The organism is Enterobacter sp. N5-15, from assembly GCF_057221635.1.
Genome location: NZ_CM170150.1, coordinates 1,690,831 through 1,712,554, shown reverse-complemented (window position 1 = coordinate 1,712,554; position 21,724 = coordinate 1,690,831). Strand labels below are relative to the sequence as shown.

The following is a 21,724-nucleotide window of genomic DNA, read 5'->3' as shown; positions in this document are numbered from 1 at the left end:
CAAAAGATTCTTTGAATGTGATTTTGCAACCAATGTGCCAGATAAGGCGAAGCGGGAAATATTCTTGTAACGCCTGATAAAACGCGGACGGGTCGAAAAAACCTGCGTTTTTTCGACCCGCCATATGCACCATTTTAATGCAAAGCACCAGCCTGATGCCCCATTATCGCTGTTCGAGTTCGTCCAGCTGCTGGTAGAGGGAGGCAATGTCGTGAATGCGCGGACGGCCTTTATCGAGAATTTCATGCAGGAAGGCATTCGCCAGCAGGTTGATCAGGCTGTTGACCGAGGAGTAACTGTCATAGGCCGAGACGCTGTCCAGCGGGGCGCAGAGCTGCCAGCTCGCCAGCGGAAACAGGCTGTGCGCCTGCGGCTCGCACATCAGCAGCACCGGAATACCGCTGCTCTGAAGCTGCTGCATCAGCGGGCGGATAATGCGCGGGCGGCGGCGAAAGGCCATCATGACCACCAGATCGTCCGGCGTTAAGTCCACCAGCTCTTCGCCCAGGCTCTGCCCCGGCTGCGGCAGGACCAGCACCTGACCGCGCGCCTGCAGCAGCTGCTGGCGCAGGTGCAGCGCCGCCGGATAGGCGTTACGCATGCCGATAATGACGATGCGCCGCGCCTTCACCATGCAGGCCATGGCGTCGGCAAACTGCTGCGCGTTGAGGGCATTGACCCACTGGGTCAGGTTCGCCATCTCCTGCTTATAGTGGCGCGCCAGCAGCGTATTGCCCTGCACCGCGTCGCGGTTATCGGTGAGCGGCATCCCGCTCTGGCGCAGGGTGCGCAGCTCGTCGCGCATGTCCTTATATTTCTCATAGCCCAGACGCTTAAACAGACGGCTGACCGTAGCTTTCGACACCCCGCTCAGCTGCGCCAGCTCGGCGCTGTTGTAGCTAATCAGATCGTCAAAATGATCGAAAATAAAATCCGCCACCCGCTGCTCCTGCGGCGACAGCGACGGGTACTGTGCTTTCAGACGTTCATCCAGTTGTTCCATAGCGCCTCTGTAACTTTTGTTTCATCACATTTTGCCTTTCATTCTACCTTTCATTATACGTGCCAGTTTACTGAAACTTTTCTTTCAGAACTGGAACAGCTTTTGCAGCACCTTGTGACTTTCAGGGTTACGAGGACGCTTCATGCAAAGTAATGTCTCCACGCACGGCATGGCCGTTGCGCCCCACCATCTTGCCAGCCAGAGCGCGCTGGCGGTTCTGCGCGAAGGCGGCAGCGCGATAGAGGCGATGGTCGCCGCGGCGGCCACCATTGCCGTGGTTTATCCGCACATGAACGGGCTGGGCGGCGACGGCTTCTGGCTTATCGTGCCGCCGGACGGCGAACCTGTCGCCATTGACGCCAGCGGCGCGGCGGGATCGCGCGCGACGCTCGCCGCCTACGACGGGCTGGCGCATATCCCCCATCGAGGCCCCCGCGCGGCGCTGACCGTCGCCGGCACGGTGAGCGGCTGGGACGAGGCGCTGAAGGTCTCCCGCGAGATGACCGGCAAGGCGCTGCCGCTGGCCCGCCTGTTGGCCGACGCCATTGACTATGCGCAGAACGGCACCCCGGTCACGGCCTCACAGGCCCATGCCACCGCCAGCAAATTCGACGAGCTGAAATCCATCCCCGGCTTCGCGGAAACCTGGCTGGTGGACGGTAAGCCGCCGCAGGTCGGGAGCCGCTTTTACCAGCCCGCCATGGCCACGACCCTGACGCGCCTGGCGGAAGACGGTCTGGACAGCTTTTACCGCGGCCCGCTGGCGGACGTGCTGGCGCACGGCATGGAGACGCTGGGCCTGCCCGTAACGCTGGCCGATTTACACGCCCACGCTGCCCGGCGCACCGCGCCGCTGAGGCTGCAGCATCAGCAGGGGGAGATCTTTAACCACGCCCCGCCGACGCAGGGGCTGGTCTCGCTGGCGATACTCGGCATCACCGACCGCCTGAACATGGCGGAGGCCGACGACGCCGACACCGTTCACCGCATCGTTGAAGCCACCAAGCTGGCCTTTGGCCTGCGCGACGCCCACATCACCGACCCGCGCGAGCTGAAAACCGATATTCAGGGTCTGCTGGATCACGCCGCTCTGCAGGCGCTTGCCGACAGGGTTGACGACGGCCGCGCCGCGCCGTGGGGCACCGGAAAAGGCCCCGGCGATACGGTGTGGATGGGGGTAATGGACAACAGCGGGTTCGCCGTGTCGTTTATCCAGAGTATCTATCACGAGTTCGGCAGCGGCGTGGTCCTGCCCGACACCGGCATCGTCTGGCAGAACCGGGGCGCATCGTTCAGCCTCGATCCGGCTCATCTTCTGGCCCTCGCGCCGGGCAAGCAGCCTTTCCATACCCTGAACCCGGCGGCGGCGCGCCTCAGGGACGGGCGCGTAATGGTCTACGGCTCCATGGGCGGCGACGGCCAGCCGCAAACCCAGGCCGCGATCTTTACCCGCTACGCGATTCAGGGCGTGCCATTACAGGAAAGCATTTCCCGCCCGCGCTGGCTGCTGGGACGTACCTGGGGACAAACCTCGGACACGTTAAAGCTGGAAGGACGCTTTAGCGCTGAGACGGTCTCGCAGCTCCGCGCGCGGGGACACGAGGTGGAAATATTCCCTGACTTCAGCGAAGCGATGGGCCACGCGGGCGCGATTGTTCGCCACCCCAACGGGCTGTTCGAAGGGGCATTTGACCCGCGCAGCAACGGCGCGGCCGCCGGATTCTGAGGAGAAAAAATGACGACACCACAACCCGACTGGCAGGCGTATCTTGCGCAAATGGAGTCCGTGCTCGGCGTAGAGCTGGACGATGCCCGCCGCGCCGAGCTGCAATTGCAGTTCAGCCGCATTGCCACCCTGGCCGCCCCGCTGATGGCGCTGCCGCTCGACGACCGTCTGGAGATCGCAGGAGTATACAAAGCATGAGGCTACACGAGATGAGTATCAGCGCGATCCAGCATGCGCTGAGCGCAGGCGAGCTGAGCGCTCGCGAGATTGCCCGCCAGACGCTGGAGGCGATTGCACGCGTGAACCCGCAGATCGGCGCCTGGACCGCCGTGACGGAAGCGCGCATGCTCGCCGAGGCCGAGAGCATCGACACCCTGCGCCGCGAAAAGCGCCCCCTGCCGCCACTGGCGGGCGTGCCGTATGCGGTAAAAAATCTGTTCGACGTTGCCGGTCACACCACCCTCGCCGGGGCAGATCTGTTCAGCCAGCGCCCTGCCGCGGCCGCTGACAGCTTCGCGGTGCGCCAGCTGCGCAGCGCGGGCGGGCTGCTGACCGGAATGGTGAATATGGACGCCTACGCCTACGGCTTCACAACCGAAAACAGCCACTACGGCACGACGCGTAACCCGCACGATCTGGCGCGCATTGCGGGCGGATCGTCCGGCGGTTCAGCCGCCGCCGTGGCCGCCGGGCTGGTGCACTTTTCGCTCGGCACCGACACCAACGGCTCGATTCGCGTTCCGGCCTCCCTGTGCGGCATCTACGGCCTGAAGCCCACCTTTGGCCGCCTGTCGCGATCCGGCAGCCATCCGTTTGTCGCGAGCCTCGATCATATCGGCCCCTTTGCCCGCCGCGTGTGCGACCTGGCGTCCGTGTACGACGCGCTGCAGGGGCGGGACAGCAGCGACGGTTTTCAGGCGGAGAGCTCGCGCGAGCAGACGCGCCCCCTGCTCGATCGCGGGCTTGACGGCCTGCGCTGCGCGGTGCTCGGCGGCTACTTCACCACCTGGTGCGATGCGGATGCCAGAGACGCCGTGGCGCGGGTGGCGAAGGCGCTCGACGTGCAGGATGAGCTGCAGTTCCCGGACGCCGAGCTGGCGCGCTCCGCGGCGTTTATCATCAGCGCCTCCGAAGGGGGAAACCAGTACCTGCCCGCGCTTCGCCGCGAGCCTGAACGTTTTGAGCCGCATTCCCGCGAACGCCTGCTGGCCGGGGCGATGATCCCCTCCGCCTGGTACATTCAGGCCCAGCGGTTTCGCGCGCACGCCCGGCAGACGTTTAAAACCCTGTTCGCGCAGGCCGACGTGCTGATCGCCCCGGCGACGCCTCGCAGCGCAACGCTCGCGGGTGAGCAAACCATGGAGATTAACGGCCAGCCGCTCCCCGTCCGCGCCAGCATGGGGATGCTGACCCAGCCGATATCATTTTTGGGCCTGCCCGTGACCACCGTTCCGCTGCGCACCGCCCAGGATGCGCCGATTGGCCTGCAGCTGATTGCCGCACCGCTTAACGAGCAGGCCTGCCTTCGCGTCGCGCGCGTGCTGGAAGAGAGTGGAATCACCGATGCCCGTCCGGCGGAGGTGGCCGCATGATGAATCACGATGACATTAACCTGCCGTGGGTGGTTGCCGAGGTGACCGCCGCGTTTTACCGCTATGAGGACGCGCTGGTCAGCAACAACGTTGCGGTGCTGGACGAGCTGTTCTGGCACGATAAAAACACGGTGCGTCTGGGGGCAGGTGAAAACCTGTACGGGATTGATGAAATCCGCGCCTTTCGCGCGGCGCGCCCTTCCGCCGGGTTACAGCGGACGTTGCGCCACACCGTCATCACCACCTTCGGGGAGGATTATGCCGTATGCAGCACCGAGTTTACGCGGGAGGGCACGGAACGCATTGGCCGCCAGCAGCAGACGTGGGTGCGGTTTGCCTACGGTTGGCGGATCGTGGCGGCGCAGGTGAGTTTGATGGTGTAACGCTGAAAAACCTGCCCGGTGGCGCTTACCGGGCCTACAATGTCCCGTATGCCCTGTGGGTTCTGTAGGCCGGGTAAGGCGCAGCCGCCACCCGGCTAAACACGGCACACTTACTTCTGAAACGGATGCTCCTCCCGCCAGTGGTCGGCAATCTGCTGGCGGGTACAAACCCACACCCGCTCGTGCTGCTGAATATAATCCAGGAACCGCTTCAGCGCGCGAAAACGCCCCGGCCGCCCCAGCAGGCGGCAGTGCATGCCGATGGACATCATCTTCGGCGCGCGTTCACCCTCTTCGTACAGCACGTCAAAACTGTCCTTCAGGTACGTATAAAACTGCTCGGCGGTGTTAAACCCCTGCGCGGTCGCGAAGCGCATGTCGTTCGCATCCAGCGTATAGGGCACAATCAGGTGTGGTTTTTGGGTGCCGTCGCCGCAGGCCACTTCCGTCCAGAAGGGCAGGTCGTCGCCATAGTAGTCGCTGTCATAGTCGAAGCCGCCGTGCTCCACCACCAGCTGGCGGGTGTTGGGGCTGTCGCGCCCGGTGTACCAGCCCGTCGGCGGCTTGCCGAACAGGTCGGTCAGTACCTGCACCGCCCTGTGCAGATGTTCGCGCTCCTGTTGGATATCCATGTGCTGATAGTGGATCCAGCGCCAGCCGTGGCTCACCACGTCGTAATCCGCCGCCCTGATTGCCTCGACGATCTCCGGGTGACGCGCCAGCGCCATCGCCACGCCAAAGACCGTCAGCGGCAGGCCGCGCTTTTGAAATTCACTGTGGATCCGCCAGAACCCGGCGCGGCTGCCGTATTCGTAGAGGGAGTCCATCGACATGTGTTTATCCGGGTAGCTGGCCGCGCCGATGATGTCCGACAGGAACTGCTCGGATCCGGCATCGCCGTGCAGAACGTGGTTTTCCGCCCCTTCCTCATAATTGAGCACAAACTGCACGGCGACGCGCGCCTGATTCGGCCACCGCGCGTGCGGCGGGTTGCCCGCGTAGCCGCGCAGATCCCGCGGGTAATTCTGTTCAAAAAGCGCCATTACGTCTCCCCTCACCCTCAAAATGGATTCAATGCCTGAAACTGTCCGCTTAACGCTTTTTTCTCCGGGAAGGCCAGATCCCCGTGCTTGCTGGTCGACAGCCCCAGCGCCACCAGCGATTCCACCATCTTCACCGCCGCGCTGACGCCGTCGATGACCGGCACGCGCAGCTCGCGGGTCAGCTCCTGCGCCAGCGTCGCCATGCCGCCGCAGCCGAGCACGATGGCGCCGCACCCATCCTCTTTCAGCGCCTGTATACAGCGCGCGCGCACTTTTTCCTGCGCCACACCGCTGCCGTCTTCCAGCGCCAGCACCGGGAGATCGATAGCGTGCAGCGCCGCGCACCTGTCCTGAAAGCCATACTGGTGCAGCAGATGACGGGCAATGATCAGCGTGCGCGGCAGCGTGGTCACCACCGAAAAACGCGTCGCCACCAGCGTCGCCATATGCATGGCGGCTTCCGCAATACCCACCACCGGCCCCTGCGCCAGCTCGCGCGCCGCCAGCAGGCCGGGATCGCCAAAGCAGGCGATGACGTGACCGTCCACGCCCTGCTCTCTGCCGAGCTTGACCTGTTCGAGAACCCCCACGGCGGCGATGGCCTCATCAAAGTGGCCCTCGATAGACGGCACGCCCGCGCTCGGGCAGACCGCGAGGATCTCCGTCCCCGGAGCCGCCACCGCCCGGGCCGCCGCGCCGATGGTTTCCGTCATCGCGAGGCTGGTGTTGGGGTTGATCACTTGTATACAGACAGACATTACGACTCCTTGTGGCCGGCAAACAGCCGGGCAAAATCAGGCAGGCACTCGCCCGCCCGCTCGAAGCAGAGGCTGGCGACGATATGTTCAAAATGGTGCATTAAGGCATCGCTGAGCGGCTGGAGCGCCTTCTGGCGCAGCAGATCCACAAGCTGTTCGTGATCGTTGCAGCGGCAGCCCTGACGCCACGGCGCGCCCCAGGTGGCAATCACCAGCGACGAGCGCTGGCTCAGGCCGGTCACCATTTCCGTCAGCACCTGGTTGCCGGAGATGGCCTGCAGTTGTATGTGGAAATTGGCGGAGTGGCGGATCGCCGCAGGGCCGTCGTACGCCTCGTGCGCCTGCTGCTCCTGGCGAATGATGGCCTCCAGCGCGGCAAGGTGCGGCGGCTGGCAGCGGGCCAGCACGTCCGGCAGGTTGGCGACCTCCAGCAGGGCGCGGGTGCGAAAGATGTGCTGCGCCTCTTCCACCGTCGGGCTGGCGACGTGTGCACCACGCTTGGGCGTTAAGGTGACCATTTGCACAGCCGCGAGTCGCTGCAGCACCTTACGGATGCCCGTGCGGCTTACGCCAAACACCTCGGCCAGCGCCTCTTCCGGCAGTTTGCTGCCCGGCAGCAGCTGATGTTCGACAATCGCGGTCATCAGCGCCTGAAAGATCGATTCATCTTTGTCATGCAGGTCTGGCGCGGTCTGCAGGGCGTTTATGTTGTTCATTCACCACTCCGTCTTTTACTCTTCGTTATCGAATCGTATACATAAAAATAAAATATTGCATACAAGATTTATTATTTTGGCCTGGATCCTGCAACACCGTCTGCACTCCCACTCAACGGGTTTTCATTCACAGGAGCAGGTTTCATGCCAAACAGTCAAAACGCGCAGCAGGGTACGGCCGCTGATTCCGGTGCGGTTTACAGCCCACGTCTTTGCAATGAGGATCTGGCACCGACGCGTGACCAGAACTGGAGCTGGTACAACATCTTTTCGTTCTGGATGTCGGACGTTCACAGCATGGGGGGTTATGTTGTCGCCGCGAGCTTCTTTACGCTCGGGCTGGCAAGCTGGCAGGTGCTGCTTTGCCTGCTGGTGGGGATTTGCATCGTGCAGCTGTGCGCCAACCTGGTGGCCAAACCGAGCCAGATGGCGGGCGTGCCCTACGCGGTGATCAGCCGTCAGGCGTTTGGCATCTTCGGGGCCAATATTCCGGCGGTGATCCGCGGGCTGATTGCCTTCGCGTGGTACGGCATTCAGACCTATCTGGCCGCCAACGCCCTGATGCTGGTGGCGCTGAAGTTCTGGCCGTCGCTCTCCTCGCTCACCACCGGCGCGTTCCTGGGCCTGTCGCATCTGGGCTGGATCTGCTTTGCCATCATGTGGGTCCTGCAGGCGATGGTCTTCTGGCACGGCATGAGCGCCATCAAGCGCTTTATTGATATCGCCGGTCCGGCGGTCTACGTGGTGATGCTGGCCCTCGCAGGCTGGATTGTATACAAGACCGGTTTTGACGGCATCTCCTTCACCCTCGCCAGCAAATCCCTGAGCGCGGGCGAGCAGACCTGGCAGATGATCACCGCGACCGCGCTGGTGGTTTCTTACTTCTCCGGCCCGCTGCTCAACTTCGGTGACTTCTCCCGCTACGGCAAAAGCATGGGCGAGATCCGCCGCGGCAACCGCTGGGGCCTGCCGTTTAACTTCCTGCTGTTCTCCATCGTCACCGTGGTGATTGTCTCCGGCACCCAGTCGCTGTTTGGCCGCATGATCACCGATCCGATTGAAACCGTCAGCCGCGTGGGCAACGATCTGGCCGTGGCGATTGGCCTGCTGACGATGATCACCGCCACCATCGGGATCAACATCGTCGCGAACTTCGTCTCCCCGGCGTTTGATTTCTCTAACTGCTCGCCGCAGAAAATCAGCTTCCGCACCGGGGGCATGATTGCCGCCGTCGGCTCGATCCTGCTCACCCCGTGGAACCTGTTCAACTCGCCGGAGCTTATCCACTACACCCTGGACGTGCTCGGGGCCTTCATCGGCCCGCTGTTCGGCATTCTGATTGCCGACTTCTACCTGATTAAGCGCGGCAAGGTGTCGGTCGACGATCTGTTCGACGACACGCCAAAGGGCAAATACTGGTACCGCAACGGCTTTAACCCGAAAGCCATTGGCGCGCTGATCCCGTCCGTTGCCGTGGGCCTGGTGATTAGCTTTATCCCGTCCCTGCATGAGGTGGCGAACTTCAGCTGGTTCATCGGCGTCTTCCTCGGCGGCGTGACCTACCGCTGGCTGGCGCGGGAAGATCGCGAGACGGCGGGCGCGACGTCGTTCAGCTCCCCCGTGGCGACGCAAAAAGAGTAACCCCTCCCTCCGGCCGCAGCTTGTCTGCGGCCCGTTCATTCTGGCATCGTTCTTGCTGCGCCTTGTCACCCCGCTACGCAAACACTAAGGCAGGAACCATGATGGATTACCAGACAGCGATCCGCGGTGCATTTTTTGATATTGCCCAGGTCTGCGACAGCGCAGACGCGATTGCCCAACACGCGCGCTACCTTGAGGACGGGCTGCTGTTTATACAGAGCGGGAAAATTCTGGCGCAGATTCCGTGGCAGGAGGGCGAGCAGTATCTTGACCCTCATAAAGGCTACACCGACCTGCGCGGCAGGCTGCTGCTGCCCGGTTTTGTCGACACCCACGTCCATTATCCGCAAACGGAGATGATCGGCGCCTTTGGCGAACAGCTGCTTGAGTGGCTGACCACCTACACCTTCCCGGTGGAGAGCCAGTTTGCCGATGAAGCCTACGCGAAAGAGATCGCCGAATTTTTCATTCAGCAGCTGGTGAGCAACGGCACCACCACCGCGCTGGTGTTTTGCACGCTGCATCCGGAATCGGTCGAGGCGCTGTTTACCGAAGCCCTGCGCCTCAACATGCGCCTTATCGCCGGAAAGGTGATGATGGACAGACACGCGCCGGACTACCTGAGCGAAGACGCGAAGCAGAGCTACCGGCAGACGCGGGCGCTGATCCAGCGCTGGCATCATCGGGGACGCCTGGGCTACGCCATTACGCCGCGCTTTGCCCCGACCTCATCCCCCGAGCTGCTTGCCGCGGTCAGCCTGCTCAGAGAGGAGTTCCCGGATACCTGGATGCAGACCCACCTGAGCGAAAACCCCAACGAAGTGGCCTGGGTGAGCGATCTCTGGCCGGAGCACGAGCGCTATCTGGACGTGTATCACCACTACGGCCTGACCGGCGAGCGCAGCGTGTTTGCCCACGCGATTCATCTTCACCACAGCGAGTGGCAGTGCCTGCACGACACCGGTTCGGCGGTGGCGTTTTGCCCCACCTCTAACCTGTTTCTCGGCAGCGGGCTGTTTCGCCTGCCCGCCTGCTGGCAGCACGGGGTGCGGATGGGCATCGGCACCGACGTCGGTGCGGGCACCACCTTCAGCATGCTGCGCACCCTGGGGGAAGCCTACAAGGTCGGCCAGCTTCAGAGCTACCGCCTGCGCGCCAGCGAGGCCTTTTACCACGCCACGCTGGGCGGCGCGCACGCCCTCCGGCTGGACGATAAGATTGGCAACTTCGCGCCCGGCAAAGAGGCGGATTTCGTGGTTATCGACCCTGACGTAACGCCGCTGCAGCGCCTGCGCAATCGCCGCTGTCAGGATATCTACGAGCAGCTTTTCGTGCTGATGACGCTCGGCGACGAGCGCAACATCAGCGAGACCTGGGTCAACGGCGAGCGGGTCTGGTCAACTGCCCCGGTAGGTTGACCACCCGCCGGGCGCAATCACAAACGGCAGGTGGAAGTGCTCGCCTGCCGCTTCTCCCGTTACAAAATCAATTTGCGCGCAGGGGTAGAGCGTGTCGCGACCGGTTTCGCTAAACCACGCGCCGATCTCCGCCACCAGCCGATAGCGGCCTTTTGGCAGGAAAGGGACAAATTCGGTGATGCGACCGTTCACGTTGGTCACGCCCGTCGCCATGATTTCGCCCTCCCGTTCGAGATGAACCGTCACGCCCGCTGCGGGTTTGCCCGTCGAGATATCCAAAATATGGGTGCTGAGAGTGCTCATTCGCTAATGACTCCTTCCAGCCGTAGCAGCGTAATTTCCCGCAGCTGTTCCAGCGCGGCACGGACTTCCTGCGCGTCGCTGTTCTCAAGCCGCGCGTGCAGCGCCTGTAAAATATCCTCGCCGCTGCGGCCCTTCGCGCGGATCAGAAAGACGCGTCCGAAGCGGGCCTCGTAGCGGGCGTTGCCCTCGCGCAGCGCCTGGGCAAGGTCAGCATCGCCGTCATTCACCGCGCCCTGCTCCTGACGCGACAGCGCCGCCTCCGCCTGTGAACCCGCAGGCTTTTCCCCGATGCGCGGATGGGCGCTCAATGCCTGCGTTAATGCCGCTTCGCCCCAGGCTTGCGTCAGCGCTTTTGCCGTACTGAGCAATTCGTCCCGGCTGGCGTAGGGCCGCCCCAGCGCCAGCGCGTCGGCCCAGTCGGGGAGCGCCACGCAGGGGTGAATCAGCGCTAACGCCTTTTCGTGGGAAAGATGGTTGAACTCGTGCAGTGCGATCATAGCGTCTCCTTTATTGTCTTCCTCCAGGTTATTGCACAAACCACGCCACTCTGAGCGCGGGCGTGAAACAGTCGATTCCGCATAGCTCAACTGGAAATTTTTGATTCAAAAAAAGGCACGCTCACCGCGTTTGCGCACCTTAGCAGTGCAAACCCACCTCTCACAACGCCGTTTTCGCCACTCTGCAGCCTGGTACGCAAATTGCTGAATGCCTTTACACCCTGCAAAAGGAGAGAAGCATGAGAGCAATCGTCATTGGCGCGGGTATTGGCGGCCTGAGCGCCGCCGTCGCGCTGAAGAAAGCGGGCATCGACTGTACCGTGTTTGAAGCCGTAAAGGCGATCAGGCCCGTCGGGGCGGCCATCTCCATCTGGCCTAACGGCGTGAAATGCATGCAGCACCTCGGCATGGGCGACATCATCGAGACCTACGGCGGGCCGATGCGCTTTATGGCCTACAAGGATTACCGGCGCGGCGAGACCCTGACCCGCTTTAGCCTTGCCCCGCTGGTTGAGCGTACCGGCGGGCGTCCCTGCCCCGTCTCGCGCACCGAGCTCCAGCGCGAAATGCTGGACTTCTGGGGGCGCGACAGGGTGCAGTTCGGCAAGCGCATCGAACGCGTAAATGAAGACGACGCGGGCGTGAGCGTGACCTTCACCGACGGCACCACGGCATCCGGCGATTTTCTGATTGCCGCCGACGGCAGCCACTCGGCGGTTCGCCCGTACGTGCTGGGATATACCCCCGAGCGCCGATACGCCGGGTACGTGAACTGGAACGGGCTGGTGAAGATTGACGAAGAGATCGCCCCGGCCCACCAGTGGACCACCTTCGTTGGCGAAGGCAAACGCGTGTCGCTGATGCCCGTCTCCGGCGGTCGTTTCTACTTCTTTTTTGACGTGCCGCTGCCCGCGGGCCTGGCGGAGGATCGCACCACCCTGCGCGCCGATCTCACGGGCTACTTCCGCGGCTGGGCGCCGCCGGTGCAGAAGCTTATCGCGGCGCTGGATCCTGAAACCACCAACCGCATTGAAATCCACGACATTGAGCCGTTCGACAGCCTGGTGCGCGGCAACGTCGCGCTGCTCGGCGACGCCGCGCACAGCACCACGCCGGATATCGGCCAGGGCGGCTGCGCGGCGATGGAAGACGCCGTCGTGCTGGGGGAGTGCCTGCGCGAAAACCACAGCATTACGCTGGCGCTGCGGCAGTACGAAGCGCTGCGCTGCGACCGGGTGCGCGACCTGGTGCTGAAGGCGCGTAAACGCTGCGACGTCACCCACGGGAAAGACATGGCGTTGACGCAGGCCTGGTATCAGGAGCTCAAAGAGGAGACCGGCGAGCGCATCATCAACGGTCTGTGCGAGACCATTCAGGGCGGCCCGTTAGGCTGAACGCAAGAGGGACAACGATGAAAAGAGAACCGACTCCACCCGCCCACTGCACGTTTGAGCCAGAGGACTGGCTGCGCCTGGCAAAATGCTGGCATCCGGTCGCGCGCGCCTGCGACGTCGGCCCGGCGCCGGTCAAGGCGACCCTGCTGGATGAACAGCTGGTGATTTACCGGATTAACGACCAGGTCGTGGTCGCCCGTGACGTCTGCCCGCACCGCGGCGTGCCGCTGACGCTGGGCTTTCACGACGAGCACGGGATCGTCTGCCCCTATCACGGCCTCCGCTTTGGGGAGGACGGGCGCTGCAACCGTATTCCGTCCAGCCCCGACCAGCCCGTTCCGGCGAAGCTGAACCTGATTAACTACGCCGTGGAGGAGCGCTTCGGCCTGATCTGGACCTGCCTGGCGTTTGATCCGGAAAACCCCGCGCCGCTGCCCACCATGCCGCACTGGGATGACGACGGATTTCAGCAGATCAACTGCCCGGCGTTTGAGGTGAACGGCTTCGCCGGGCGTCAGGTGGAGGGGTTTCTGGACGTGGCGCACTTTGCGTGGATCCACACCGATACCTTTGCCGATCCCAATAATCAGCTTGTGCCCGCCTATCAGCCGCAGGAGACGCCGTTCGGCTTCGTGGCGGATTACTGGAGCTCCGTGAGCAACTATCCCGCCGGTTCACCCGTGCAGGCGCCAGAAGGGTTCCAGTGGCTGCGCCATTTTGAAATGCATCTGCCGTTTACCGCCACCCTGACGATTCATTTTCCGGGAGAGTCGAGACTGGTCATCATGAACGCCGCGTCGCCGGTGTCATCGCGCGTGACCCGCATGTTCGCCCCTATTGCGCGCAACCTAGACCTGCATATTCCGGTGGAAGACGTGCATGCCTTTAACCTGCGCATCTTCGAAGAAGATCGCCTGATGGTGGAAACCCAGCGCCCGGAAAGCCTGCCGCTGGATCTGACGCTGGAAGCCCATATTCCCGCCGATAAAAGCTCAATTGCCTACCGTCGGGGACTGAAAAAAATGGGCTTTGGCGAATTTTTCCTGGTATGACGGAGGCCGACATGCTGAGCGTAATTGTTGACGGGCTGTGGCGCGAGGGCGACAAAAGCCTCGCCGTCAGGCTCGTGGCTGAAGACGGTAAAGCGCTGCCGACGTGGCTGCCCGGCGCGCATATTGATGTCCACCTGCCCTGCGGCGTGGTGCGCCAGTATTCCCTGACCGGGTCATGTCAGGACGAGAGCTATCTTATCTGCGTGGGCCGGGAAACCGCCTCGCGCGGCGGATCGCGCTACGTCCACGAGACGCTGCGGCCCGGACAGACGTTGACCATCTCTGCCCCGCGCAATCTGTTTCCGCTTGCTCAGGCCGAGCGGGTTTTGCTGCTGGCGGCGGGCATTGGCATTACGCCGCTGTATGCGATGGCCCTGCAGCTGAAGGCGGCCGGAACGCCGTTTACGCTGCACTATTACGTCAGAAACCGCGAAAGCGCGGCGTTTGCGCGCGAACTCTCGCAGTGCGATGGGTGCATCATTCATACAATAAGCCCGCGCACAGCGCTGGCAGAGCATCTTCCGGCGGCCGAGGCGGGGCTTCACGCCTGGATCTGCGGTCCGGCAGGGTTTATGGAAAAAGTGCGTGAGGTCGCCACGGCGAAGGGCTGGGAGGACGCCCATCTTCACAGCGAGGCGTTTCAGCCCGCGGCCCCTGCCGCAGGCGGTGAATCCGGCGAGATCTTTACGGTCAAACTCGCCTCCACCGGAGAGCGCTGGCCGGTGCCTGCGGACAAAACCATCGCCCAGGTGTTACAGGCAAACGGCGTGGACGTGCCGCTGTCCTGCGAGATGGGGATCTGCGGGGCCTGCCTGACGCCGGTGATTGACGGCGTGGTGGATCACCGGGATAGCGTGCAGTCGGAGGCGGAAAAAGGCGCGACGGAGCAGCAGGTGGCGCTGTGCTGCTCGCGGAGCCATTCGGGGGAGCTGGTGATCGGGTTGTAAACCACCTGCACAGTTTTTCTTGCCGGGTGGCGCTGCGCTTACCCGGCCTACATTGCCCAGACTTTTCAAGTGGTTGCACGTTTTATTGTAGGCCCTTGCAAGCGTAGCGCCGCCGGGCGAAACTCACAAATCGCACTTTGCCAGCCCGTAAACGGGCTCGCTATCCTGCCACGCGTACTCAATATGGCTGGCCTGCTCTTGCGCCAGTGCCCCATCGCCCTGCAATCGCGCCGCCAGGGTGAAGGCGAAATCAAACACGTTGCCCAGCCCGCGGCCGCTTAGCAGATTGCCGTCCTCCACCACGTCGGCATTGACGTAAATGCCATCGCTGACCGTTTTCCACAACTCGCCGGAACAGACATAGCGGCGCCCTTTGAGCAGTCCGTTGCCGCCCAGCACGCGGGCGGCGGCGGAGCAAATCGGGCAGATATATTTGCCCGCTTCATCATGGCGGCGAACGAAGGCAATCACCTCCGCGCTTTTCGCCAGGTTGACGCTGCCTTCCGGGCCGCCCGGCAGCACCACGGCGTCAAAGGTCCGATCGAGGCTGGCCTTCAGGGTGCTATCCGCCACCATTGGGATGGCGTGATAGCTCACCACTTCGCGACTCTCGCCGCAGGCAATCGTCTGCACCGTAATATTCAGGCGGCGCAGGATATCGATAGTGACAATCGCTTCCCCCTCTTCAAAACCGGGGGCTAATAGCACGGCTACGTTTTTCATCTTGCTCTCCATTGCTTAAGGGTTACCAGTACGGATGCCAAATCTGTCGCAGCCGCGCCAGCAGCTCAAGATAGAAATAGTCGCCCCAGCTACAGCACTGATCGACGCCCTTACCGCTGCCCATATGATAAACCGAGTGCTGCAGCAGCCCTTCGGTCGGATCGTCGTCATGAGCCAGGTAGTTATCGGTCAGCGACTGCGCAATACGCAGCGCCATCTCTTCATAATACGCGCGGTGTGCGTCGAGCGTCGGCAGCGCCTTGACCAGCTCCAGCAGGCCACAGGCGGCAATCGCCGCCGCTGAACTGTCGCGCACGTCGTCGGTACCGAGCAGGGCCAGATCCCAGTGGCAAACGTCATCTTCCGGCAGACGGTTGAGGAAGTAATGCGCCAGGCTGCGCGACAGCTCAACCATCTGCTTATCGCCGGTGTGCTGATAGCTGAGCAGAAAGCCGTAAATGCCCCACGCCTGGCCGCGCGACCAGCACGAGGTATCGCTGTAGCCCTGATGGGTATTGCCAAAGCGCGGCTCACCCGTCTGCACATCCATATAGTAAGTGTGATAGGTCGAGGCATCCTCACGCACGATATAGTTCGCTGCCTGTCCTGCGTGCGCCGTCGCCGCTTGCGCATAGCGCGGATCCCCGGTCTGTTCGCTGGCCCAGTACAGCAGCGGGAGGTTCATATTGCAGTCGATGATCATTCGCCCCTGCTGCTCCGGGTCGTTTAAATCACCCCACGCCTGAATAATGTTGGCCGTCGGATTAAAACGCTCCATCAGGCGCTCGGCTGCCAGCAGCGCCGACTGGCGAGCGGCTTCGTTGCCGGTGAGCCGCCAGGCGCTGATGCAGGAGAGCGAATAGAGGAACCCGAGATCGTGCGTTGCGGTGTCGATACGCTGCTCAATACGCCGGGCGAACGACGGTAAATAGCGCTCGGCGGCTTCGCGATAATGCGCTTTGCCGGTCATCTCCCACGCCAGCCACAGCTGGCCAGGCCAAAAGCTGGTGGTCCACTCCACGTTATCGGTGCGCGGCCAGACGCCCTTCTCACAGGCTTCGCCGGGGAACTTATCGCCGAAGGCGACAATATTTTTGTCGAGCTTGCGCGTTACGCGGGTTAAGGCCGCTTCCAGCTTCTGGCTCAGCGCCAGGCGATCGACCTGATGCAGTTCGATCGGCCGCAGCGCTTCGGTGATAACAGATTTGGTCATAACAACTCCTGAATTAATGTTTGGCCGGTTCAACCGGGGCGGTATCTAAAGCCGGAGCAAAGGGTCGTGAGGCATCGCGCGTCGACTGGCAGCGCGACAGCGTAAAGGCGGAAATCAGCGTAAATACCAGGGCGCAGCAGCCCATCAGCAGATAGGTATGTTCAAAGCCTATCCTGTCGTACAGGTAGCCGGCAGGCGGGGCGACCACAATCGAGCCAACGTAAATCATCGCCTGGTAGCCCAGCAGGTACATCGTGGCGTTAACCCGACGATGGAAATGTTCGGCGATGTATTTGAAGACCGAAATCAGCAGCAGCGCGATCTCGACGCCATAAAAGGGTTTGATGATGGAGATAACAATCGGGTCGCTGGTCAGTCCGGAGGCGATCAGCCGTGCGCCGACCACGCAGCCGCAGAACAGCAGGCCGCGCTTAGCGCCGTAGTGGTTCACCAGCCACGGGATAAACATCATCATCACGAACTCCATCCCCGACTGGACGGTGCTCAGGTAGCCGTACCAGGCATTCCCCTGCTCTTTGGTGGCGAAGAACGACACGAAGTAGCGCGGGAACTGCTGCTCGGCGATAAACATCATCCACGCCACCCCGGCAACGTAGAGGCTGAACATCCAGAATTTGCGGTTTTTCAGCAGCATCAGCACGTCGGCAAAAACGATCTTATTGGCGGAGATGACGCTGTTGTTGCGCAGCTGCTCGTCGCCGATTTTGAGGCTGATCAGCACCAGCAGCATCAGTACCGAGGTACCGCTGCTGAGCAGAAAGTTGGCGAGCGGCGTGAAGTTAAACAATAGCCCGGAGACCGAAGCCGCCATCGCCCAGCCCAGCGAACCCCACATTCTGATGCGGCCAAACTCCAGCCCGTACAGGCGGCTAAAGCGGTCGGCGTAAGATTCAGACGCCGCCACGCCGGCGTACCAGCCCAGGCTCAGATACAGCGCGCCGATGATAATCCCCGCCATCGCATGGCTTTGCAGCAGCGGCTGATACACCAGAGCGAAGAACGGCGCCATCAGCGCAGAAATGGCGCAGACAAAATAGAGCAGCCACTTGCTCATGCCGATTTTGTCCATGATGTAGCCGTACACCGGCTTCAGGACCACCGCGAAGACGCCGTTGATGGCGAACACGCTGCCGATGGTGATGCTATCGAGGCCCACTTTCTGGCTCAGCCATAGGGCGTACAGACCAAAGCTGGATGACCAGGTGAAGAAGTAAAGAAAAATAAAGGTACTCATTTTGTACTGTGCGGCGCGTACGGACGATGATGTGTTCATAGCGATGCCTCCGGGGCCAGGACGAGCGTCGTTTCCTGTCGTGCCGTCACGAAGCGTACCGCGTCATCGCTAATGATGGCCTGTGGGCAGCGTTGCGGATCGAAGTCGGCGGCATTTCCCGCCCACACCGCGCATATCAACAGATGCTTGCCGGGGTCGAGTTCACCGCGCAGCAGCGGCACCGCCGCGCGCTCGGCGAACAGCAGATTGCTGTTTGGCGGCGTCAACACCGTCTCGCCGCGTCGGGCGTTCGGGTGTAGACAGAAAATGGCTGATACATCCCGGGCATTGCGTAACCAGCAGGCGCGGTCGCTCTCGTGTGCCTGCGGCTGCGGGCGGTTTGCCAGGCTAAAGCCACCCTCCGCGCAGTCCAGCGCGCGCCGGGTATTGATACGATGGACGCGCAGCTGCCAGTCGCCCAGCGCCAGCAGCCAGCTCTCAATCTCCACGTCGCGCCACGGCAGCCAGAGGCTGTAAATGGTGCCCTCTGCGGTGACCACGCGCTGGCATTCGCGGCGGCCACGCCAGTAGTTATCCTTTTCGGCCAGCAGCAGCATCGAATCGGGCGCGGCATGGTTCAGGCCGTAGCGCCCGCGTTCGATGGTGAAGCCAAAGCGGGTGGAATAGGCAAATTTGCAGTATTTCGCTTCGGTATTGACGAAGTTGTTCAGCTCCAGCTGGCCGGAAGTCAGCATCCACAGGTGATCGGCCTGATGCACCACCACCTGATCCGCATGAGATATCGTGTGCCGGGCGGGCAGCGGCGGCAGCGGCAGCTCGGCCGCCTGCCAGAAGGCATCGCCCTCTTCTAATGCCAGCACCAGCAGGGTCTTCAGGCCCCAGTACGGCGAACCCGGCGCGTTGTAGTCTTCCGCCATCGCCAGATTCGGGTAGCTGTAGCCGACGCTCAGCACGCCGTCGCGGTCGAACATCGGCTGCTTCAGCCACCAGCGCAGATGGCGCAGAACGATGCCCTTAATCACGCCGGGCGAAAAGACCTCCAGCCCGGCGAAGGCCGCCGCACTCCAGAACGCCGCCTCGGCAAAGCGGTAGGTCAGGCTACGGCCAAACGGGATCGCCGCGCCGTCTTCGGCAAAGAAATGGATGAAGTCAGAGGAGAAACGCGCGGCGCGGTAACGCAGCGTTGCACAACGTTCTGGATCGACCTCGACCATGAGCTTCGCGTAAATCAGGCCATAGAAATGAAAGCCCATCGAGATGTAATAGTCGCGCGGCCGCCCCGGACCATCGGAGTACCAGCCATCGCCGAGATAGTAGTGCTCCATGGCAGCAAAATGATTTTCCAGCACCTGCGGGTTGGTCGGCATACCGCAATAATGGAAGCCGACCTGCACCAGAATCGGAAAGAAGTGCCAGTTGTTATCGGGGATCTCCTGGGTCTCGCACTGCTTTAGCCAGCGCCATAAATTCGCTTTCTCCGTCTCGGTGAAGTGCGCCAGTACGGTATCGCCCGCCAGCGCCAGCAGCAGCCCGTAGGCCGCCATCTCGACGATTCGCTGATCGTACGGTTCGACGTCGCCCCAGTAGTCGGCATGCTGCGGATTGGTGCCGTTTTTTATCGCCTGTAAATAGAAGGAGAAGCGCTGCGGCTCGCTGCCGCCGGCCAGCAGCGGCGTCACGCCCCACAGCAGGCGGGAAAACGTTTCCATGCTTGCGACCTGCTGGCCGTAGTGAGCGGTAAAGTTCGCTAAATCAATGCGGCTGGCGTCGTTTTTAAACCAGGGCGCCACCGCGTTCAGCATGTCGTTGACCAGCCGTTGCACCTCTTCCCGGCTTGTCAGTGGATTATCCAGATGAATATTTTCAGGTTGCACAGGGTCCTCCCGCATTACACGAGGGTAGAGATAAGTTATTGTTATTAGGCTTTATAAAGCCATGAGTGCGACGTCTGGATGAAGAGTAACTGCTTTTATTCCCGGCGCTGAGTGAGCAGACTCACAAATTTGAACCGCTATTTCATTTTTTGTGGATTTTGTCGGTCGCGAGGGGGATAAATTACAAATGATGGCCTAAAAATTTAAATCTGTTGTCCTGGAGGTAAAATGGGTGAAACGCAGCTGCTGGAACGCATTACGCTCGATCGGCAGGCCATTTCTTTTAACCGCCTGTACGCCAGCAGCGCAACTTACTACCACTGGCATCAATGCGTTGAATTGCTCTATATCTCCAGCGGCTACGGCATCGTGGTGGTGGATAATCAGCACTACACCGCCCGTCCGGGGCGATTATTTATCTTCCCGCCCTTCCGCTTGCACAAAGTGCAGGTCGATCATAGCGATAAGAATCCCTATCACCGCACCACGATGCACATTGAGCAAGCGGTCGTCGAAAGTGCGCTCAGCGCCTTCCCGCGCCATCAGGCCCGGTTCGCCGCGCTGGCCGCCAGCAATCTGCCCGCGCAAATCTACGATCTCAGCGAGCACGCGGCGTTTATCGAGAGGATCCTTGAGCAGTTTAAGCGCCTGGAGGGCAACGAGCAGACCGAGGCCTGCGAGGTGGCGTTTCTGGTGATGCAGCTCATGACATTTCTCCCCGAGCAGCCGCAGCCCTACCCGCCGCGCCAGCAGACCGTCGCCTCGCGGATTATGAGCTGGATCGAAGCCCACTATGCCAGCAAGTTTTCGCTCGACCAGCTAGCGCACGACCTGGGGCTTTCGCGCAGCTATACCTCACGCATCTTCCGCCAGCAGACCGGGGGCAGCATTCACGAATATTTGCTGACCCGGCGGATAAAAAGCAGCTGCGATCGGTTACGGTACAGCGATGAGACGATTGACGCCATTGCCCTGGCCGTCGGGTTTAGCGAGGTGACCTACTTCATCACCTGCTTTAAAAAAATGATGCGTCAGACGCCGCTGCAGTATCGACGTCGTATCCTCAACACCAGAATGCCGGGTTAACGGGGGTTTGATGACTGGCCCAAAGCTGAACGCTTTCCGTCATGCCGGAACCGGCAACTCAATGCCGCTTTGCGCCAGTTGCCCCATCTCGCAGTACATTGCGCACGCCGCACTGACGATAGACATTGCCAGCGCGGCGCCGCTCCCTTCGCCAAGACGCATATCAAGATGGATAAACGGCGCCAGCCCAAGGTGCTCCAGCGCGCGCCGGGCCCCCTTTTCGGCGGAAAAATGAGAGGGAATACAGTAGTTCTTAACCTCTGGCGCAATCTGACAGGCGGCGATGGCGGCGGCATACGAGAGAAAACCGTCTAACACAACGGGCAGCCCGCATGCGCCAGCGCCCAATATCACCCCGGTCATGCCCACCAGGTCATAGCCGCCGACTTTGGCCAGAACATCAACCGCATCGCGCGCATCCGGCTGGTTAATGCGTATCGCCTGCCGGACAATGGTTTCCTTATGCTGCACCCGGTCCTGCGGCAAATTGGCCCCAATCCCCACCACATCATGCGGATCGCTGTCGGTCAGCACGCTGATGATTGCCGAGGCCGGCGTGGTATTGGCAATACCCAGCTCGCCAACGCCAAAGATGGAGATCCCCTCCTGAGCGCGTTTTTTAACGAGGCTGGCACTCGCCAGCAGCAGGTGCTCGGCATCCTGACGGCTCATCGCCGGACCCTGAGCAATATTACCGCTGCCGCGCGAGAGTTTAAGGCTGAGCATATTGTCGATAGGCTCGCCGTCAATACCGATGTCAACGGGCAGTACCGACGTCTGGCTATTGCGGGCCAGCACGCACACCCCGGTCAGCCCTTTTTGCATATTGACGGCCTGAAGCCAGGTCACCACTTTCGGCGTCACGGCCACGCCTTCATCAAACACGCCGTGGTCGGCGCACATGACGATAATCTCTTTTTGCAGATTATCGAGCCTGTCGATGCCCCACATTCCCGAAAGCTGTATTGCCAGACTCTCCAGCCGTCCGAGGCTGTTTGTCGGCTTTATTAAACCATCGACATGCCGCGAGGCCGCCTGAATCTTCTGTTTATCAAGCGGTCTGATGGCCGCCGCCAGCGCCTTCACTGTCCCCATCCTCA

General features: G+C 61.7%; 20 protein-coding genes and 1 pseudogene. 10 read left to right on the top strand and 11 right to left on the bottom strand.

The window, feature by feature from the left end; genetic code table 11:
• Window positions 1–163 precede the first annotated feature (163 nt).
• A complete protein-coding gene (gene hpxU / locus AC2TE5_RS08000; RefSeq protein WP_213328303.1) occupies window positions 164–1,003 on the bottom strand; it encodes a MurR/RpiR family transcriptional regulator HpxU in 840 nt (279 codons plus the stop codon).
• A gap of 142 nt (window positions 1,004–1,145) precedes the next feature.
• On the opposite strand from hpxU, the gene hpxW reads away from it, so the two are divergent.
• Genes hpxW through hpxZ form a run of 4 tightly spaced genes read left to right on the top strand, consistent with a single transcriptional unit; the run spans window position 1,146 to window position 4,704 of the window.
• A complete protein-coding gene (gene hpxW / locus AC2TE5_RS07995; RefSeq protein ID WP_484612987.1) occupies window positions 1,146–2,729 on the top strand; it encodes an oxamate amidohydrolase in 1,584 nt (527 codons plus the stop codon).
• A gap of 9 nt (window positions 2,730–2,738) precedes the next feature.
• Window positions 2,739–2,927, top strand: a complete 189-nt coding sequence (hpxX, locus tag AC2TE5_RS07990; protein WP_126794766.1) for an oxalurate catabolism protein HpxX — start codon at window positions 2,739–2,741, stop codon at window positions 2,925–2,927.
• Window positions 2,924–4,321, top strand: coding sequence for an AtzE family amidohydrolase (locus tag AC2TE5_RS07985; protein ID WP_484612986.1), 1,398 nt, complete (start codon window positions 2,924–2,926; stop codon window positions 4,319–4,321). Before hpxX ends, AC2TE5_RS07985 begins: the two co-directional genes overlap by 4 nt.
• Window positions 4,318–4,704, top strand: a complete 387-nt coding sequence (gene hpxZ / locus AC2TE5_RS07980; RefSeq protein ID WP_063143946.1) for an oxalurate catabolism protein HpxZ — start codon at window positions 4,318–4,320, stop codon at window positions 4,702–4,704. The genes AC2TE5_RS07985 and hpxZ overlap by 4 nt, the downstream gene beginning before the upstream one ends.
• Before the next feature lie 110 nt (window positions 4,705–4,814).
• Here hpxZ and puuE read toward each other — a convergent pair whose 3' ends face one another.
• The 3 genes and pseudogenes from puuE to AC2TE5_RS07965 all read right to left on the bottom strand — a co-directional run bounded on the left by puuE (window position 4,815) and on the right by AC2TE5_RS07965 (window position 7,221).
• Entirely contained in the window at window positions 4,815–5,714 is a 900-nt protein-coding gene (gene puuE, locus AC2TE5_RS07975; protein WP_484613320.1) for an allantoinase PuuE, read from the bottom strand.
• Window positions 5,632–6,505: pseudogene (gene hpxA / locus AC2TE5_RS07970) on the bottom strand (allantoin racemase). The gene puuE and the pseudogene hpxA overlap by 83 nt, the downstream one beginning before the upstream one ends.
• The gene (locus tag AC2TE5_RS07965) at window positions 6,505–7,221 is read right to left on the bottom strand and encodes a GntR family transcriptional regulator (protein ID WP_010429412.1); all 717 of its coding nucleotides are present in this window, start codon (window positions 7,219–7,221) and stop codon (window positions 6,505–6,507) included. The pseudogene hpxA and the gene AC2TE5_RS07965 overlap by 1 nt, the downstream one beginning before the upstream one ends.
• 144 nt (window positions 7,222–7,365) lie before the next feature.
• Between AC2TE5_RS07965 and AC2TE5_RS07960 the strand changes: the two genes are divergently transcribed.
• Entirely contained in the window at window positions 7,366–8,862 is a 1,497-nt protein-coding gene (locus AC2TE5_RS07960) for an NCS1 family nucleobase:cation symporter-1 (protein WP_484612985.1), read from the top strand.
• Between the two features lie 98 nt (window positions 8,863–8,960).
• Window positions 8,961–10,280 carry a guanine deaminase gene (gene guaD, locus AC2TE5_RS07955; RefSeq protein ID WP_484612984.1) on the top strand — a complete coding sequence of 440 codons (1,320 nt, stop codon included), beginning with the start codon at window positions 8,961–8,963 and terminating at the stop codon, window positions 10,278–10,280.
• Here guaD and uraH read toward each other — a convergent pair.
• On the bottom strand, window positions 10,260–10,583 hold the full coding sequence (gene uraH, locus AC2TE5_RS07950) for a hydroxyisourate hydrolase (RefSeq protein ID WP_198885116.1): 324 nt from the start codon (window positions 10,581–10,583) through the stop codon (window positions 10,260–10,262). The genes guaD and uraH overlap by 21 nt on opposite strands.
• Window positions 10,580–11,080: a 2-oxo-4-hydroxy-4-carboxy-5-ureidoimidazoline decarboxylase gene (gene uraD / locus AC2TE5_RS07945; protein WP_484612983.1), complete on the bottom strand. Its 501-nt coding sequence runs from the start codon at window positions 11,078–11,080 to the stop codon at window positions 10,580–10,582. Before uraD ends, uraH begins: the two co-directional genes overlap by 4 nt.
• A 239-nt stretch (window positions 11,081–11,319) precedes the next feature.
• Here uraD and hpxO point away from each other — a divergent pair, with 239 nt between their 5' ends.
• The 3 genes from hpxO to AC2TE5_RS07930 are packed head-to-tail and all read left to right on the top strand — an operon-like array spanning window position 11,320 to window position 14,473.
• The gene (hpxO, locus tag AC2TE5_RS07940; RefSeq protein WP_484612982.1) at window positions 11,320–12,474 is read left to right on the top strand and encodes an FAD-dependent urate hydroxylase HpxO; all 1,155 of its coding nucleotides are present in this window, start codon (window positions 11,320–11,322) and stop codon (window positions 12,472–12,474) included.
• A 17-nt stretch (window positions 12,475–12,491) separates the two neighbouring features.
• Window positions 12,492–13,526, top strand: coding sequence for a molybdenum cofactor-independent xanthine hydroxylase subunit HpxD (hpxD, locus tag AC2TE5_RS07935; RefSeq protein ID WP_484612981.1), 1,035 nt, complete (start codon window positions 12,492–12,494; stop codon window positions 13,524–13,526).
• Window positions 13,527–13,537: 11 nt separating this feature from the next.
• Window positions 13,538–14,473: a PDR/VanB family oxidoreductase gene (locus AC2TE5_RS07930; RefSeq protein ID WP_484612980.1), complete on the top strand. Its 936-nt coding sequence runs from the start codon at window positions 13,538–13,540 to the stop codon at window positions 14,471–14,473.
• Between the two features lie 123 nt (window positions 14,474–14,596).
• Here AC2TE5_RS07930 and AC2TE5_RS07925 read toward each other — a convergent pair whose 3' ends face one another.
• From AC2TE5_RS07925 to AC2TE5_RS07910, 4 genes are read right to left on the bottom strand one after another with little or no spacing between them, the layout of a single operon-like run.
• A complete protein-coding gene (locus AC2TE5_RS07925; protein ID WP_484612979.1) occupies window positions 14,597–15,196 on the bottom strand; it encodes a DJ-1/PfpI family protein in 600 nt (199 codons plus the stop codon).
• A 22-nt stretch (window positions 15,197–15,218) separates the two neighbouring features.
• Window positions 15,219–16,409: a glycoside hydrolase family 88 protein gene (locus AC2TE5_RS07920; RefSeq protein ID WP_484612978.1), complete on the bottom strand. Its 1,191-nt coding sequence runs from the start codon at window positions 16,407–16,409 to the stop codon at window positions 15,219–15,221.
• Window positions 16,410–16,422: 13 nt separating this feature from the next.
• Entirely contained in the window at window positions 16,423–17,703 is a 1,281-nt protein-coding gene (locus AC2TE5_RS07915) for an oligosaccharide MFS transporter (RefSeq protein ID WP_484612977.1), read from the bottom strand.
• Window positions 17,700–19,538 (bottom strand): DUF2264 domain-containing protein, encoded by a 1,839-nt coding sequence (locus AC2TE5_RS07910; RefSeq protein WP_484612976.1) that lies wholly within the window; start codon window positions 19,536–19,538, stop codon window positions 17,700–17,702. The genes AC2TE5_RS07915 and AC2TE5_RS07910 overlap by 4 nt, the downstream gene beginning before the upstream one ends.
• 228 nt (window positions 19,539–19,766) lie before the next feature.
• Between AC2TE5_RS07910 and AC2TE5_RS07905 the strand changes: the two genes are divergently transcribed.
• On the top strand, window positions 19,767–20,624 hold the full coding sequence (locus AC2TE5_RS07905) for a helix-turn-helix domain-containing protein (protein WP_484612975.1): 858 nt from the start codon (window positions 19,767–19,769) through the stop codon (window positions 20,622–20,624).
• Window positions 20,625–20,663: 39 nt separating this feature from the next.
• On the opposite strand, the gene cobT is transcribed toward AC2TE5_RS07905, so the two are convergent.
• Window positions 20,664–21,719: a nicotinate-nucleotide--dimethylbenzimidazole phosphoribosyltransferase gene (gene cobT / locus AC2TE5_RS07900; protein ID WP_252031637.1), complete on the bottom strand. Its 1,056-nt coding sequence runs from the start codon at window positions 21,717–21,719 to the stop codon at window positions 20,664–20,666.
• Window positions 21,720–21,724 lie beyond the last annotated feature (5 nt).

Bases quoted from the DNA above. Each gene is read 5' to 3' on its own strand.
- hpxU (WP_213328303.1), bottom strand. From the start codon at position 1,003: ATGGAACAACTGGATGAACGTCTGAAAGCACAGTACCCGTCGCTGTCG.
- hpxW (WP_484612987.1), top strand. From the start codon at position 1,146: ATGCAAAGTAATGTCTCCACGCACGGCATGGCCGTTGCGCCCCACCAT.
- hpxX (WP_126794766.1), top strand. From the start codon at position 2,739: ATGACGACACCACAACCCGACTGGCAGGCGTATCTTGCGCAAATGGAG.
- AC2TE5_RS07985 (WP_484612986.1), top strand. From the start codon at position 2,924: ATGAGGCTACACGAGATGAGTATCAGCGCGATCCAGCATGCGCTGAGC.
- hpxZ (WP_063143946.1), top strand. From the start codon at position 4,318: ATGATGAATCACGATGACATTAACCTGCCGTGGGTGGTTGCCGAGGTG.
- AC2TE5_RS07965 (WP_010429412.1), bottom strand. From the start codon at position 7,221: ATGAACAACATAAACGCCCTGCAGACCGCGCCAGACCTGCATGACAAA.
- AC2TE5_RS07960 (WP_484612985.1), top strand. From the start codon at position 7,366: ATGCCAAACAGTCAAAACGCGCAGCAGGGTACGGCCGCTGATTCCGGT.
- guaD (WP_484612984.1), top strand. From the start codon at position 8,961: ATGATGGATTACCAGACAGCGATCCGCGGTGCATTTTTTGATATTGCC.
- uraH (WP_198885116.1), bottom strand. From the start codon at position 10,583: ATGAGCACTCTCAGCACCCATATTTTGGATATCTCGACGGGCAAACCC.
- uraD (WP_484612983.1), bottom strand. From the start codon at position 11,080: ATGATCGCACTGCACGAGTTCAACCATCTTTCCCACGAAAAGGCGTTA.
- hpxO (WP_484612982.1), top strand. From the start codon at position 11,320: ATGAGAGCAATCGTCATTGGCGCGGGTATTGGCGGCCTGAGCGCCGCC.
- hpxD (WP_484612981.1), top strand. From the start codon at position 12,492: ATGAAAAGAGAACCGACTCCACCCGCCCACTGCACGTTTGAGCCAGAG.
- AC2TE5_RS07930 (WP_484612980.1), top strand. From the start codon at position 13,538: ATGCTGAGCGTAATTGTTGACGGGCTGTGGCGCGAGGGCGACAAAAGC.
- AC2TE5_RS07925 (WP_484612979.1), bottom strand. From the start codon at position 15,196: ATGAAAAACGTAGCCGTGCTATTAGCCCCCGGTTTTGAAGAGGGGGAA.
- AC2TE5_RS07920 (WP_484612978.1), bottom strand. From the start codon at position 16,409: ATGACCAAATCTGTTATCACCGAAGCGCTGCGGCCGATCGAACTGCAT.
- AC2TE5_RS07915 (WP_484612977.1), bottom strand. From the start codon at position 17,703: ATGAACACATCATCGTCCGTACGCGCCGCACAGTACAAAATGAGTACC.
- AC2TE5_RS07905 (WP_484612975.1), top strand. From the start codon at position 19,767: ATGGGTGAAACGCAGCTGCTGGAACGCATTACGCTCGATCGGCAGGCC.
- cobT (WP_252031637.1), bottom strand. From the start codon at position 21,719: ATGGGGACAGTGAAGGCGCTGGCGGCGGCCATCAGACCGCTTGATAAA.